The sequence below is a fragment of the Streptomyces sp. NPDC088812 genome (genome assembly GCF_044750285.1).
Lineage (GTDB): Bacteria > Actinomycetota > Actinomycetes > Streptomycetales > Streptomycetaceae > Streptomyces.
Window position 1 is genome coordinate 103,277 of sequence record NZ_JBIVJP010000008.1, and the last position, 13,477, is coordinate 116,753.

Sequence of the window (13,477 nt, forward strand, 5' to 3'; positions counted from 1 at the left end):
CGAACGGTCGGCGCATACGCCGAGGGGCGATGTTTCACGTGAAACATCGCCCCTCGGTGTATGGGTGCGCTATGACTACGCGACTTCCTTGAGGCAGAGGACCACGTTGTGGCCACTGCCCACCTGGTAGTAGGAGATCGTCGCCTCTTCGACGGTCTCGCACTTGGTGTCGTCGCTGGTGTCGTCGAACTTCTCGACGACCTCGAACTCGGCCTCGCTCGACGAGCAGTCGACCTCGTTGAGGTCCGGGCTGGTCTCCGTGCCGTCGTTGTGCATGCAGGACCCCACCGAGGTGGTCTCGGCGTCCGTCCGGTCGGCCCACCAGCCGATGCCGAACTTCACGCCCAGGCCGAGTATGACGACCACGATGACGCCCACGACGCGCAGCACCTTCTTGCCGGCCCGGCCCGTCGGCGCGGGCGGCGGAGGCACAGGGGCGCCCTGGTTCGGGAACGGCGCGTACGGCTGCTGCGGCGGGACTCCCGGCTGGCCGGGCTGCTGCCCCGCGGGGCCGGTGGGCGTCTGGGCGTACGGGTTCTGGCCCTGGGGCGGCGGAGTGGTCATCTGGGGGTCCCCCTAGAACATGCATGCGCGTGGCGCGTGGCGCGAAATAAGACTCCCGTAAAGTACAGGCCGCCACTGACAACCTTGTAGCCCAGGAGCCGGCTGTGGCATTTATGTGACACTTACCGGACCGAGAATCGGGACATACCTACGGCAACTCCCCCGTAGATGAGGGCGACCATGACGACCAGAGCCACCGATCGGCCGTCCGGCGGGAGCATCAGGGCAGCCAGCGCCGCCGCGCCGACGAAGGCGACGTTGAAGAGCACGTCGTAGACGGAGAAGATCCGGCCGCGGAACCCGTCGTCGACCGACGACTGCACGATCGTGTCCGTGGCGATCTTCGCGCCCTGGGTGGCCAGCCCCAGCACGAACGTCGCGACCAGCAGCGGAACCGTGGCGAAGGGGAGGCCGAGAGCCGGCTCCAGGATCGCGGCGGTCCCCGCGCAGACGACGATCCAGCGGGCCGGCCCGAGCCGTCCCGCCGCTGAAGGCGTCACGACGGCCGCGGTGAAGAACCCGGCGCCGGAGACGCCCAGCGCCATTCCCAGCAGGGCCAGGCCGTCCTCGGTGTCGGATGTCAGGGCGTACCGGCACAGCATCAGCAGCATGACCAGCAGGGCGCCGTAGCAGAACCGCATCAGGGCCATCGCGCCCAGCGCCCGGGCGGCTGCCCTGCGGGGCGGCTCGGTGAGATGCCGTACGCCCGCCACCAGATCGCGCGAGGTCCCGGCGAGCGCCGTCGCGAGCCGGGGCTGGACGAGCGCGCGGTCGGGCCCCAGCACCTCACGCCCGATGCGCAGCGCCGCCAGCGCCCCGCACAGGTACAGCGCGGAGGCCAGGAGGACGACGACGGCGTCGGAGTCCGCGCCCGCCAGCCGTACGACGAAGGCGAGGCCGCCACCCGCCGTCGCGGCCAGTGTCCCGGCCGTCGGGGAGAGGGAGTTGGCCAGCACGAGACGCTCGGTGTCGACCACGCGCGGCAGGGCCGCGGACAGGCCGGCGAGGACGAAGCGGTTGACCGCCGTGACGCACAGGGCGGAGACGTAGAAGAGCCAGTCCGGGACCTGGCTGACCATCAGGACGGCGGTCACCGACGCCAGAACGGCACGCAGGAGGTTCCCGTGCACGAAGACCTGGCGGCGGCGCCAGCGGTCCAGCAGGACGCCGGCGAAGGGGCCGACCAGCGAGTAGGGCAGCAGCAGCACCGCCATCGCGGAGGCGATCGCGGTGGCCGAGGTCTGTTTCTCCGGGGAGAAGACGACGTACGTGGCGAGCGCGACCTGGTAGACGCCGTCGGCGCACTGCGAGAGCAGCCGTACGGCGAGCAGGCGCCGGAAGTTGCCCCAGCGCAGCAGGACGCGCAGATCACGGACGACGGCCATGGGGCACAGCCTCACACACGGAGAGGGCCCCCGGGCCATGTGACCCGGAGACCCTCTTCAGCCCTGGCAGGAGCGACTCAGCGACGAGCTCTAGCGCTCGACCTCACCCGCGATGAACTTCTCGACGTTCTGGCGGGCCTCGTCGTCGAAGTACTGGACCGGCGGGGACTTCATGAAGTAGCTGGAGGCCGACAGAATCGGGCCGCCGATGCCGCGATCCTTGGCGATCTTCGCGGCGCGCAGGGCATCGATGATGACACCCGCGGAGTTCGGGGAGTCCCAGACCTCGAGCTTGTACTCCAGGTTCAGCGGGACGTCACCGAAGGCGCGGCCCTCGAGGCGGACGTACGCCCACTTGCGGTCGTCGAGCCAGGCGACGTAGTCGGACGGACCGATGTGGACGTTCTTCTCGCCGAGGTCCCGGTCGGGGATCTGCGAGGTGACGGCCTGCGTCTTGGAGATCTTCTTGGACTCCAGGCGCTCGCGCTCGAGCATGTTCTTGAAGTCCATGTTGCCGCCGACGTTCAGCTGCATCGTGCGGTCCAGGACGACGCCGCGGTCCTCGAACAGCTTCGCCATGACGCGGTGCGTGATGGTGGCGCCGACCTGGGACTTGATGTCGTCACCGACGATCGGGACGCCCGCCTCGGTGAACTTGTCCGCCCACTCCTTGGTGCCGGCGATGAAGACCGGGAGGGCGTTGACGAAGGCGACCTTGGCGTCGATGGCGGCCTGGGCGTAGAACTTCGCCGCGTCCTCGGAGCCGACGGGCAGGTAGCAGACGAGGACGTCGACCTGCTTGTCCTTGAGGACCTGGACGACGTCCACCGGCTCCTCGGCGGACTCCTCGATGGTCTGGCGGTAGTACTTGCCGAGACCGTCGAGGGTGTGGCCGCGCTGGACCGTGACACCGGTGGTGGGCACGTCGCAGATCTTGATGGTGTTGTTCTCGGACGCGCCGATGGCGTCCGAGAGGTCCAGGCCGACCTTCTTCGCGTCCACGTCGAACGCGGCGACGAACTCGACGTCACGGACGTGGTAGTCGCCGAACTGGACGTGCATCAGGCCCGGGACCTTGGACGCCGGGTCGGCGTCCTTGTAGTACTCCACGCCCTGCACCAGCGATGCGGCGCAGTTGCCCACGCCGACGATGGCTACGCGAACCGAACCCATTCCGGTTGCTCCCTGTGTGTACGAGTGAGGCCCTGAGTGGGCGCTCACGTGGCGGTGTCGTCGGGCGTATCCGTCCCGGGGATCTTCCCGGGACGGGGCAGGCCGCCCGTCGCTCCAGATGTGGTGTCCTGCTGAGCGGTCTCCCCGGAGACGGAACCCCTCAGGTCCCGTCCGGCCCGCTCGCTCTCGATGAGCTCGTTCAGCCAGCGCACTTCGCGCTCCACGGACTCCATCCCGTGGCGCTGGAGCTCGAGCGTGTAGTCGTCGAGGCGCTCCCGGGTGCGCGCCAGAGAGGCGCGCATCTTCTCCAGACGCTCCTCCAGGCGGCTGCGGCGGCCCTCCAGCACGCGCATGCGCACATCGCGGGACGTCTGCCCGAAGAAGGCGAAACGAGCGGCGAAGGTCTCGTCCTCGTACGCGTCCGGGCCCGTCTGCGAGAGGAGCTCCTCGAAGTGCTCCTTACCTTCCGCCGTCAACCGGTAGACGATCTTGGCGCGGCGGCCCGTGAGGGGAGCCGTGAGGGCGTCCTCCGGGTTGTTCCCCGCCTCCTCGATCAACCAGCCGTTGGCGACCAGCGTCTTGAGGCAGGGGTAGAGCGTCCCGTAGCTGAACGCGCGGAACACACCCAGCGACGTATTGAGTCGTTTACGCAGCTCATAGCCGTGCATCGGGGACTCACGGAGCAGACCGAGGACGGCGAACTCGAGGATGCCGGAACGCCGGCTCATACGTCGCCTCCTCTCTGCCGCCACCCGTGACGACGGGTGCCCGATGCCTTTATGCCGTGCTGATGTATCGACTCGATACATCACGACGATAGAACGGCCTTCCGGAAGCGACAAGAGGGGGGATGGTGAACGGGATCACATCAGTGATTCATCGGAGGAGAGTTGCCCCATTTGATGCGAACCTCGGCCCTAGGCGGGTTTTGACGGTGCGTAGTCTGTGCGCCATGCAGACCACCGGGACTCACGTGACGCTGGGGGGCGTCGATGTCACCGGTGCCGTACGGGTGAATGCGCGACCGACCGCATCCGTACTTCGGGGGGACAGGAAACCAGCCGCCGTTTCCAGGCGCGCGCGGGTGCGCCTGCCCGAGGAGTAATCGTTCGATGAGCGAGCACCGTCGCAAACCGCCGCAGCCGCAGGGAGGCGGACGTGCCGCGGCCCGACGCGGCCAGTCCGGCCCGTCCTCCGGCCGCCGTGCGGCACCGCGAGGCGCCACCGGGTCTCCGTCCGACTCGCACGAGTCGGATGCCTACGGCTCGGGAGGTGAGGAGCGGTCGTACGGTGGCCGCGCCGAGTCCCGGCGCGCGGCACAGAGAGGCACCGGCCGCCGAGGCGGGCCGCCCGGACCACCGGGCCGCGGCCGCGCCGCGCCCGGCAAGAAGCGCCTGATCGACTATCCGCGCGCCGGCAAGGACGGCTGGCAGCGCTGGATGCCGTCCTGGAAGCTCGTCGCCGGTCTGTTCATCGGCTTCGTCGGCAGCCTGGTGGCCGTGGCCGGCATCGGGTACGCCATGGTGGGCATTCCGAAGGTCGACGAGACGGCGGAGGCGGAGAACAACGTCTACTACTGGAAGGACGGCAGCCAGATGGTTGCCACCGGTGGGGAGACGAACCGCCAGATCATCGATCTCTCGCAGATCCCCGAGGCGATGCGCTGGGCGGTGATCTCGCAGGAGAACAAGACCTTCTACGACGACAACGGCATCGACCCCAAGGGCATCGCGCGCGCCGTCCTCAACATGGCCCGGGGCGGTCAGACGCAGGGTGGTTCGACGATCACCCAGCAGTACGTCAAGAACGCCATGCTGAACGACCAGTCCCAGACGATCTCCCGCAAGGTCAAGGAGATCTTCGTGTCGATCAAGGTGGGAGCCGAGGTCGACAAGGACAAGATCATGGCCGGCTACCTGAACTCCGCGTACTACGGCCGTAACGCCTACGGGATCCAGGCCGCCGCCCGTGCGTACTTCGACAAGGATGCCATCAAGCTGAACGAGGGCGAGTGCGCCTTCCTGGCCGCCGTGCTGAAAGGCGCCACCTATTACGACCCCGCCGGCGCGGTGTCCATCGACTCGTCCGCGACGCCGCAGGCCAACAGCAAGCGGGCGCTGATCCAGATGCAGGACACGCTCGACAAGATGGTCGAGTACAAGCACCTCAGCTCCTCGGTGCGGGCCAAGTACACCAAGCTCCCCGACGTGAAGAACCCGCGCTCGAACACCCAGCTGAGCGGCCAGATCGGCTACCTCGTCGACCTCGCCAACAGCTACGTGGTGACCCACAGCGACGAGACGGGGATCACCCAGGACAAGCTCCAGCAGGGCGGCTACTCGATCTACACGACCTTCGACAAGGCGAAGGTCAAGGAGCTCACGGCAGCCGTCACCAAGGTCTACAAGGCCAAGATCGACCCCGAGAAGCGGCCGGACACCGACACGCATGTCCAGTTCGGCGGGGCGTCCGTCAACCCGGAGACCGGCGCCATCGAGGCGATCTACGGCGGTGAGGACGCGACCAAGCACTTCACCAACAACGCCGACCAGACCGGTGCCCAGGTGGGTTCGACGTTCAAGCCGTTCGTCCTCGCGGCCGCGATGACGTGGGGCGTACGCGACCCCGATCTGGGCTCGTCGCAGGCCCAGGACGAGCGCACCATCGTCTCCCCCAAGAGCCTGTTCAGTGGACAGAACAAGCTCAAGATCAAGAACTATGACGGGACGGTCTGGAAGAACGAGGACGGTGAGGAGTGGCTGCAGACCAATGACGGCCAGGTCTCCTACGGCACTGCGCCCGACTACAAGATCGACCTGCGTGAGGCGATGCGTGAGTCGGTGAACTCCGCCTTCGTGCAGCTGGGTATGGACGTCGGCCTGGACAAGGTGAAGGACGCCGCCGTCAGCGCCGGCCTGAAGGAGAGCAGCCTCGCGGGCACCACCTTCCCGTCGTTCTCGATCGGTATCTCCGACCCGAGCGCGATCCGGATGGCGGGCGCCTACGCCACCTTCGCGGCCAGCGGCAAGCAGCGCGACCCCTACTCGGTCCAGAAGGTCACGAGCAAGGACGGCGTGATCTACACCCACAAGACCGAGACGGAGCAGGCGTTCACCTCGAAGGTCGCCGACAACGTCACGGACGTCCTCAAGACCGTGGTGGAGGAGGGCACCGGTACCAACGCCCAGCTGACCGGGCGTGAGGTGGCCGGCAAGACCGGTACCACCGACGGCAACAAGTCGGCCTGGTTCGTCGGCTACACCCCGCAGCTGTCGACCGCGATCACCATGTTCCGGTACGACGACGACGAGACGAACAAGGACCGCGAGTTCCTGGAGATGTTCGGAACGGGTGGCGAGGAGAAGATCCACGGCGCCTCGTTCCCGGCACAGATCTGGCACGACTACATGGAGGAGGCCATGGACGGCCTCCCCGTGAAGAAGTTCCCGACCCCCGAGTCCATCGGAGAGGTCCTCAACGAGGACCCGGAGCCGTCCCCCAGCCCGTCGGTCACCGAGACGGAGGAGGAAGAGGAGAGCCCGTCTCCGTCGCCGACTCCCTCCGAGACGGAGACCGAGCCGTCGCCGAGCCCGAGCGAGACGTGCACCACCTTCTTCGGCTGCGACGACTCCACGGGGGGCACGAGCAGCGAGGGCCAGGACGGAGGTACGGGCGAGACGAGTGCGTCGCCGTCCGAATCGGAGAGCGAGGACACCAGTAGAGGCAATCAGAACGGCGAAATCTTCGGAGGACCTGAGGGTTAGCCGTCCTGTCGTCCGACACGGGCGTTTCACGTGAAACATGCGCATGTTTCACGTGAAACGAGGGCCGTCCCACCGCACCAGGTGGGGCGGCCCTCGGCCTTTTCCTAGGTCCGTACGGCAGGATGTGGCGCATGCCCAGTGCAGAATCGACGCCAGCGCGCGTGCACGAGCCGGACCCGGTACGGCCGACCAGGGACGACGAGATCGCTGCGGCCGGCAGCGAGCTGATCGGCGGCCCCCTGGGGTGGCGAGCCTTGACCGGGACGTCATGGCTGACCCCCGTGCGGGTCGTCGCGCTCGTGGCGATCGGGATGTTCGCCCTAGGAATGGTCCAGAAGGCGCCCTGCTACAACGGTGCGTGGTTCTTCGGTGCCAGCTCCCAGTACACCCACGCCTGCTACTCGGACATTCCGCATCTCTACCAGGGACGCGGGTTCGCCGATGGGCTGGTGCCGTACTTCGACAAGCTCACCGGCGACATGGAGTACCTCGAGTACCCCGTGCTCACCGGAGTGTTCATGGAGGTGGCCGGCTGGCTGACCCCGGGCAGCGGCAGCATCCAGGACCAGGAACAGTGGTACTGGATGGTCAACGCCGGGATGCTGATGGCGTGCGCGGCCGTCATCGCCGTCTGCGTGGCCCGTACGCACGGCCGGCGGCCCTGGGACGGCCTGCTGGTCGCCTTGGCGCCCGCCTTCGCGCTGACCGCCACCATCAACTGGGACCTGCTGGCCGTCGCCCTGACGGCCGCGGCGATGCTGATGTGGTCGCGGGGCCGGGCACTGGCTTTCGGTGTCCTGCTGGGGCTCGCCACGGCCGCCAAGCTCTATCCCGTCTTCCTCCTCGGCCCCCTGTTCGTGCTGTGCTGGCGGGCCGGGAAGTGGCGGCAGTTCGGCAGCGCCCTGGGGGGCGCGATCGTCGCCTGGCTGGTGGTGAACCTGCCGGTCATGCTCTTCGCCTTTGAGGGATGGTCGAAGTTCTACACGTTCAGCCAGGAGAGGGGGGTGGACTTCGGCTCGTTCTGGCTGATCCTCGCCCAGAACTCCAGCGACCCGCTCACCACGGACAGCGTCAACACCCTGGCGACGCTCCTGGTCCTGGTGTGCGCCCTGGGCATCGCCGGACTCGCGCTCACCGCTCCGCGCCGCCCCCGCTTCGCCCAGCTCGTGTTCCTGATGGTGGCTGCGTTCATCCTCACCAACAAGGTCTACTCGCCGCAGTACGTCCTGTGGCTGGTGCCGCTGGCGGCACTGGCCCGGCCGAAGTGGCGGGACTTCCTCATCTGGCAGGCCTGCGAGGTGGCGTACTTCCTGGGGATCTGGATGTACCTCGCGTACACGACCAGCGGAGAGGCACACAAGGGCCTGCCCACCGACGGTTACCACTGGGCCATCGGCGTCCACCTGCTGGGGACGCTGTATCTGTGCGGCGTGGTGGTGCGGGACATCCTGATGCCCGAGCGGGACGTGGTGCGGCAGGCCGGGGACGACGATCCCTCGGGCGGTGTGCTGGACGGCGCGGACGACGTCTTCGCCTTGGGCGCGGCGGCCCGGGCGCACCGGCACGCGGCGCACTTCGACGGGCCGCAGGTGGAGTGGGGCAAGGGGAGCACGGCCGACGGTTCGCCCTGAGCGAACAGGGTGCCGCCACCCCCGGCCATGCGAAAGGCCGTACCCGGGACCCCCGGGTACGGCCTTTCTCGTTGCTCAGGGGCTCAGCGGTCCATGATCCGGTCGAACTGCGTGGTGGTGTGCCGGAGATGCGCCACCAGCTCGTCGCCGACCGTCGGTTCCGGGGCGTCCGCCGGGACGAAGAGGATGGACACCTGCATGTGCGGCGGCTCGGCGAACCAGCGCTGCTTGCCGCCCCAGACGAACGGCGAGAGGTTCCGGTTCACCGTCGCGAGGCCGGCTCGGGCGACGCCCTTGGCCCGCGGCATGACCCCGTGCAGGGCCTTCGGAGCCTCCAGGCCCACCCCGTGCGACGTACCGCCCGCCACGACCACCAGGAAGCCGTCCGAGGCCGCCTTCTGCTGGCGGTAGCCGAAACGGTCGCCCTTGGCGACGCGCGTGACGTCCAGGACAGCCCCCCGGTACTCGGTGGCCTCGTGGTCCCCCAGCCACAGCCGCGTGCCGATCCGGGCGCGGAAGCGCGTCTGGGGGAACTGCTGCTGCAGCCGGGCGAGTTCCTCGGCCTTGAGGTGGCTGACGAACATGGTGTGCAACGGCAGCCGGGCCGCACGCAGCCGGTCCATCCAGCCGATGACCTCCTCGACGGCGTCGGAGCCGTCGGTGCGGTCCAGGGGCAGATGGATGGCGAAGCCCTCCAGCCGGACGTTCTCGATGGCGGAGTGCAGCTGGGGCAGGTCCTGCTCGCTGATGCCGTGCCGCTTCATCGAGGACATCACCTCGATCACCACGCGGGCGCCCACGAGCCCGTAGACGCCGTCGATCGACGACACCGAGCGCACGACCCGGTCGGGCAGCGGCACGGGCTCCTCGCCGCGTCGGTACGGCGTCAGCACCAGCAGGTCACCGCCGAAGAAGTCCTTGATGCGCGCGGCCTCGTACGTCGTGCCGACGGCGAGGATGTCCGAGCCCAGCCGGGTGGCCTCCTCCGCCAGCCGCTCGTGCCCGAAGCCGTAGCCGTTGCCCTTGCAGACCGGGACGAGCCCCGGGAACTGCTCCTGCACGTGCTTGTGGTGCGCCCGCCAGCGCGCGGTGTCGACGTAGAGGGTGAGCGCCATGGCCGGACCTAAAACCTTTCTCGTGGCTGCGGTGTGTCAGAGGTGGGGAAGCTGTGGGACCCGACGGACGCCGTGGAAGTGATCGGAGCCGTCGGAGCCGTCTGCGGGGAGGACGCGTGCTCAGCGGCGCGACATGTAGAGGTCGAGCGCCTTGTGGAGCAGCTTGTTCAGCGGGAAGTCCCACTCGCCGAGGTACTCGGCGGCCTGCCCGCCCGTGCCGACCTTGAACTGGATCAGGCCGAACAGGTGGTCCGACTCGTCCAGCGAGTCGGAGATGCCGCGCAGGTCGTAGACGGTCGCGCCGAGCGCGTAGGCATCGCGCAGCATCCGCCACTGCATGGCGTTCGAGGGCCGGAACTCGCGGCCGATGTTGTCGGAGGCGCCGTAGGAGTACCACACGTGCCCGCCGACGATCAGCATCGTGGCCGCCGACAGGTTCACGCCGTTGTGGCGCGCGAAGTACAGCCGCATGCGGTTGGGGTCCTCGGTGTTGAGGGCCGTCCACATGCGCTGGAAGTATGACAGCGGGCGGGGCCGGAAGTGGTCGCGCACGGCCGTGATCTCGTACAGCCGCTGCCATTCCTCCAGGTCGTGGTAGCCGCCCTGGACGACCTCGACGCCGGCCTTCTCCGCCTTCTTGATGTTGCGGCGCCACAGCTGGTTGAAGTTCTTGTGGACCTCTTCAAGGGAACGGTTCGCCAGCGGCACCTGGTAGACGTAGCGGGGCTGGACGTCGCCGAAGCCGGCGCCGCCGTCCTCGCCCTGCTGCCAGCCCATCCGGCGCAGCTTGTCGGCCACCTCGAAGGCGCGCGGCTCGATGAAGTCGGCCTCGATGTCACGCAGCCGCTTCACGTCCGGGTTCTGGATGCCCGCCTTGATGGAGGTGGCCTCCCAGCGCCGGATGATCACCGGCGGGCCCATCTTCACGGAGAAGGCGCCCTGCTGCTTGAGGTGGGCGAGCATGGGTTCCAGCCACTCGGTCAGATTGGGCGCGTACCAGTTGATGACCGGACCCTCGGGCAGATAGGCGAGGTAGCGCTTGATCTTCGGCAGCTGGCGGTAGAGCACCAGACCGGCCCCGACGAGCTCTCCGGTCCTGTCGTCGAACCAGCCGAGGCTCTCGGAGCGCCACTCGGCCTTGACGTCGGCCCAGGCCGGAACCTGCATGTGGCTCGCCGACGGCAGGCTCTGGATGTACGCCAGATGCTGCTCGCGGCTGATCGTCCTCAGGGTCAGGCTCATTCGGGGCGCTCCTCGGGCTGGTGTGTCCCCATGGGTACAGGGGCTCCGGCTCTCGCGCCGAAGCCTACTGCGCCGTGCGGGCGGCCGGTTTGGGCGTACGGCAGCTTCGCCCCGGCCCCACGGGCGGTCGGGGCGGTCGGCACGGCGCGCAGTGCTCCTGCGCGCCGTGATCAAGGACGGTTGTCCGCCGGCGCGGCCGGCGCCGGTCAGGTCACCACAGTCCGCCGAAGAGGCCGCCGTGCGCCATGCCGAGGAAGAAGCCGATGCCGGAGGCACCGAGGCCCAGGATCAGACCGAAGCGCTCACGGGTGGTCTCGGAGATCCACTGTCCGTAGGCGCCGGTGAAGATCCCCACCAGACCGGTCCACGAGCTGATCAGATGAAGGTGGTCGAACATTGCCGTGACGAACGAGGCCACCCCGAGCACCAGGGTCACCACTGTCAGGGCGTCCTGGACGGGGTGGGGCCGGTCGTCGGTGGCGAAGAGGGATCCGGCGGTGTTGGGTCGCAATGCCTGTGCCATGGGGCACCTCCTGCGGAAAACGGCGCATCGTAGCGCCATACACACCCGACGTGTACAGATTGGCGGTCACCCCGGCCGGATTTCAACCGGAAGCCGGTGTGCAGGTAGTCTGTAGCGTCTGCACCGGTGTCTGCCCAGGCACAGCCAGGGGCCCGCCCAGCTCAGATCGGGGACGTCGCAAGCCGACCCCGATTGTCAGTGGCGGCCGATACCGTTGCGTACGCATCACAACCCTCCTGCCACGGAACGACCGTGGCCGCTGAGTCCAAAGGAGGTGGGTTCCACATGCGTCACTACGAGGTGATGGTCATCCTCGACCCCGATCTCGAGGAGCGCGCTGTCTCCCCGCTGATCGAGAACTTCCTCTCCGTCGTCCGTGAGGGCAACGGAAAGGTGGAGAAGGTCGACACCTGGGGCCGTCGTCGTCTCGCGTACGAGATCAAGAAGAAGCCCGAGGGCATCTACTCGGTCATCGACCTGCAGGCCGAGCCTGCGGTCGTCAAGGAGCTCGACCGCCAGATGAACCTGAACGAGTCGGTCCTCCGGACCAAGGTCCTCCGTCCCGAGACCCACTGAGCTCTTCCGCTCAGCTGATCTCGGGATTCGAGTAGCAGCACAAGCAGCCAGCAGCAGCAAACCCGCCGAGAGGTTCCCCATGGCAGGCGAGACCGTCATCACGGTCATCGGCAATCTTGTCGACGACCCCGAGCTGCGCTTCACCCCCTCCGGTGCGGCGGTCGCGAAGTTCCGTGTCGCGTCCACTCCCCGCACCTTCGACCGCCAGACGAACGAGTGGAAGGACGGCGAGAGCCTCTTCCTCACCTGCTCGGTCTGGCGTCAGGCGGCGGAGAACGTCGCCGAGTCGCTCCAGCGAGGCATGCGCGTAGTCGTGCAGGGCCGGCTGAAGCAGCGGTCCTACGAGGACCGCGAGGGCGTCAAGCGCACGGTCTTCGAGCTGGACGTCGAGGAAGTCGGCCCCAGCCTGCGCAACGCCACGGCCAAGGTCACCAAGACCAGCGGTCGCGGTGGCCAGGGCGGTTACAGCGGCGGTGGCGGCCAGCAGGGCGGCGGCTGGGGCGGCGGCCCCGGTGGTGGCCAGCAGGGCGGCGGCGCTCCCGCCGACGACCCGTGGGCGACCGGCGCTCCTGCCGGTGGCGGCCAGGGCGGCGGTGGCGGCTGGGGTGGAAACTCCGGCGGCAGCGGTGGCGGCTACTCGGACGAACCCCCCTTCTGAGCCCGCGAGCCCCAGGTCGGCGGACCGGCCGGGCTCAGGTCGAAGGCGGGTCGTATCCCAACTTCTTGATCACACAGGAGAAACACCATGGCGAAGCCGCCTGTGCGCAAGCCGAAGAAGAAGGTCTGCGCTTTCTGCAAGGACAAGGTCACGTACGTGGACTACAAGGACACGAACATGCTGCGGAAGTTCATTTCCGACCGCGGCAAGATCCGTGCCCGTCGCGTGACCGGCAACTGCACGCAGCACCAGCGTGACGTCGCCACGGCCGTCAAGAACAGCCGTGAGATGGCGCTGCTGCCCTACACCTCCACCGCGCGCTAAGGGAAGGGTGACCGACACATGAAGATCATCCTCACCCACGAGGTCTCCGGCCTCGGTGCCGCGGGCGACGTCGTCGACGTCAAGGACGGTTACGCTCGCAACTACCTGATCCCGCGGAACTTCGCGATCCGCTGGACCAAGGGCGGCGAGAAGGACGTCGAGCAGATCCGTCGCGCTCGCAAGATCCACGAGATCCAGACCATCGAGCAGGCCAACCAGGTCAAGGCCCAGCTCGAGGGCGTGAAGGTCCGTCTGGCCGTCCGCTCCGGCGACGCCGGTCGTCTCTTCGGTTCCGTCACCCCGGCCGACGTCGCTTCGGCGATCAAGGCCGCCGGTGGTCCCGACGTCGACAAGCGCCGCATCGAGCTCGGTGCGCCGATCAAGACCCTGGGCGCCCACGAGACGTCCGTGCGTCTGCACCCCGAGGTTGCCGCCAAGGTCAACATCGAGGTCGTCGCGGCCTGATCGCCGCACTCGGCTTGAACAGCCTCGGCTGAACAGCTGGGAAGGGGCCGCATCCGC

General features: G+C 68.1%; 13 protein-coding genes. 6 read left to right on the forward strand and 7 right to left on the reverse strand.

What is annotated here, in order from left to right:
• Window positions 1–75 precede the first annotated feature (75 nt).
• The 4 genes from ACIP67_RS16085 to ACIP67_RS16100 all read right to left on the reverse strand — a co-directional run bounded on the left by ACIP67_RS16085 (window position 76) and on the right by ACIP67_RS16100 (window position 3,850).
• Window positions 76–564, reverse strand: a complete 489-nt coding sequence (locus tag ACIP67_RS16085) for a hypothetical protein (RefSeq protein ID WP_401692273.1) — start codon at window positions 562–564, stop codon at window positions 76–78.
• 122 nt (window positions 565–686) lie between these two features.
• Window positions 687–1,949, reverse strand: coding sequence for an MFS transporter (locus tag ACIP67_RS16090; RefSeq protein ID WP_401692275.1), 1,263 nt, complete (start codon window positions 1,947–1,949; stop codon window positions 687–689).
• 90 nt (window positions 1,950–2,039) lie between these two features.
• Window positions 2,040–3,122 carry an inositol-3-phosphate synthase gene (locus ACIP67_RS16095; RefSeq protein ID WP_401692277.1) on the reverse strand — a complete coding sequence of 361 codons (1,083 nt, stop codon included), beginning with the start codon at window positions 3,120–3,122 and terminating at the stop codon, window positions 2,040–2,042.
• 44 nt (window positions 3,123–3,166) lie between these two features.
• Complete coding sequence (locus ACIP67_RS16100) at window positions 3,167–3,850, reverse strand: helix-turn-helix transcriptional regulator (RefSeq protein WP_401692279.1); 684 nt, start codon at window positions 3,848–3,850, stop codon at window positions 3,167–3,169.
• A 384-nt stretch (window positions 3,851–4,234) separates the two neighbouring features.
• On the opposite strand from ACIP67_RS16100, the gene ACIP67_RS16105 reads away from it, so the two are divergent.
• The gene (locus ACIP67_RS16105) at window positions 4,235–6,886 is read left to right on the forward strand and encodes a transglycosylase domain-containing protein (protein WP_401692280.1); all 2,652 of its coding nucleotides are present in this window, start codon (window positions 4,235–4,237) and stop codon (window positions 6,884–6,886) included.
• Window positions 6,887–7,017: 131 nt separating this feature from the next.
• Window positions 7,018–8,517, forward strand: coding sequence for a glycosyltransferase family 87 protein (locus ACIP67_RS16110; protein WP_401692281.1), 1,500 nt, complete (start codon window positions 7,018–7,020; stop codon window positions 8,515–8,517).
• A gap of 83 nt (window positions 8,518–8,600) precedes the next feature.
• Here ACIP67_RS16110 and ACIP67_RS16115 read toward each other — a convergent pair whose 3' ends face one another.
• From ACIP67_RS16115 to ACIP67_RS16125, 3 genes are all read right to left on the reverse strand, one after another.
• Window positions 8,601–9,632 (reverse strand): alanine racemase, encoded by a 1,032-nt coding sequence (locus ACIP67_RS16115; RefSeq protein ID WP_389518985.1) that lies wholly within the window; start codon window positions 9,630–9,632, stop codon window positions 8,601–8,603.
• A 120-nt stretch (window positions 9,633–9,752) separates the two neighbouring features.
• Window positions 9,753–10,874, reverse strand: coding sequence for a peptidoglycan bridge formation glycyltransferase FemX (gene femX, locus ACIP67_RS16120; RefSeq protein WP_401692282.1), 1,122 nt, complete (start codon window positions 10,872–10,874; stop codon window positions 9,753–9,755).
• Between the two features lie 211 nt (window positions 10,875–11,085).
• Window positions 11,086–11,397 (reverse strand): hypothetical protein, encoded by a 312-nt coding sequence (locus tag ACIP67_RS16125; protein WP_401692283.1) that lies wholly within the window; start codon window positions 11,395–11,397, stop codon window positions 11,086–11,088.
• A gap of 285 nt (window positions 11,398–11,682) precedes the next feature.
• Between ACIP67_RS16125 and rpsF the strand changes: the two genes are divergently transcribed.
• The 4 genes from rpsF (at window position 11,683) to rplI (ending at window position 13,420) form a co-directional block, all read left to right on the forward strand.
• A complete protein-coding gene (rpsF, locus tag ACIP67_RS16130; RefSeq protein ID WP_004950685.1) occupies window positions 11,683–11,973 on the forward strand; it encodes a 30S ribosomal protein S6 in 291 nt (96 codons plus the stop codon).
• A 79-nt stretch (window positions 11,974–12,052) separates the two neighbouring features.
• Entirely contained in the window at window positions 12,053–12,631 is a 579-nt protein-coding gene (locus ACIP67_RS16135; protein ID WP_401692284.1) for a single-stranded DNA-binding protein, read from the forward strand.
• A gap of 87 nt (window positions 12,632–12,718) precedes the next feature.
• Window positions 12,719–12,955, forward strand: coding sequence for a 30S ribosomal protein S18 (rpsR, locus tag ACIP67_RS16140; RefSeq protein WP_003949403.1), 237 nt, complete (start codon window positions 12,719–12,721; stop codon window positions 12,953–12,955).
• A gap of 18 nt (window positions 12,956–12,973) precedes the next feature.
• Window positions 12,974–13,420, forward strand: a complete 447-nt coding sequence (gene rplI / locus ACIP67_RS16145; protein WP_389518981.1) for a 50S ribosomal protein L9 — start codon at window positions 12,974–12,976, stop codon at window positions 13,418–13,420.
• Window positions 13,421–13,477 lie beyond the last annotated feature (57 nt).

Coding starts and splice junctions, on each gene's coding strand:
- rplI (WP_389518981.1), top strand. CDS start 12,974: ATGAAGATCATCCTCACCCACGAGGTCTCCGGCCTCGGTGCCGCGGGC.
- ACIP67_RS16100 (WP_401692279.1), bottom strand. CDS start 3,850: ATGAGCCGGCGTTCCGGCATCCTCGAGTTCGCCGTCCTCGGTCTGCTC.
- ACIP67_RS16095 (WP_401692277.1), bottom strand. CDS start 3,122: ATGGGTTCGGTTCGCGTAGCCATCGTCGGCGTGGGCAACTGCGCCGCA.
- ACIP67_RS16115 (WP_389518985.1), bottom strand. CDS start 9,632: ATGGCGCTCACCCTCTACGTCGACACCGCGCGCTGGCGGGCGCACCAC.
- femX (WP_401692282.1), bottom strand. CDS start 10,874: ATGAGCCTGACCCTGAGGACGATCAGCCGCGAGCAGCATCTGGCGTAC.
- ACIP67_RS16090 (WP_401692275.1), bottom strand. CDS start 1,949: ATGGCCGTCGTCCGTGATCTGCGCGTCCTGCTGCGCTGGGGCAACTTC.
- ACIP67_RS16105 (WP_401692280.1), top strand. CDS start 4,235: ATGAGCGAGCACCGTCGCAAACCGCCGCAGCCGCAGGGAGGCGGACGT.
- rpsR (WP_003949403.1), top strand. CDS start 12,719: ATGGCGAAGCCGCCTGTGCGCAAGCCGAAGAAGAAGGTCTGCGCTTTC.
- ACIP67_RS16085 (WP_401692273.1), bottom strand. CDS start 564: ATGACCACTCCGCCGCCCCAGGGCCAGAACCCGTACGCCCAGACGCCC.
- ACIP67_RS16125 (WP_401692283.1), bottom strand. CDS start 11,397: ATGGCACAGGCATTGCGACCCAACACCGCCGGATCCCTCTTCGCCACC.
- rpsF (WP_004950685.1), top strand. CDS start 11,683: ATGCGTCACTACGAGGTGATGGTCATCCTCGACCCCGATCTCGAGGAG.
- ACIP67_RS16135 (WP_401692284.1), top strand. CDS start 12,053: ATGGCAGGCGAGACCGTCATCACGGTCATCGGCAATCTTGTCGACGAC.
- ACIP67_RS16110 (WP_401692281.1), top strand. CDS start 7,018: ATGCCCAGTGCAGAATCGACGCCAGCGCGCGTGCACGAGCCGGACCCG.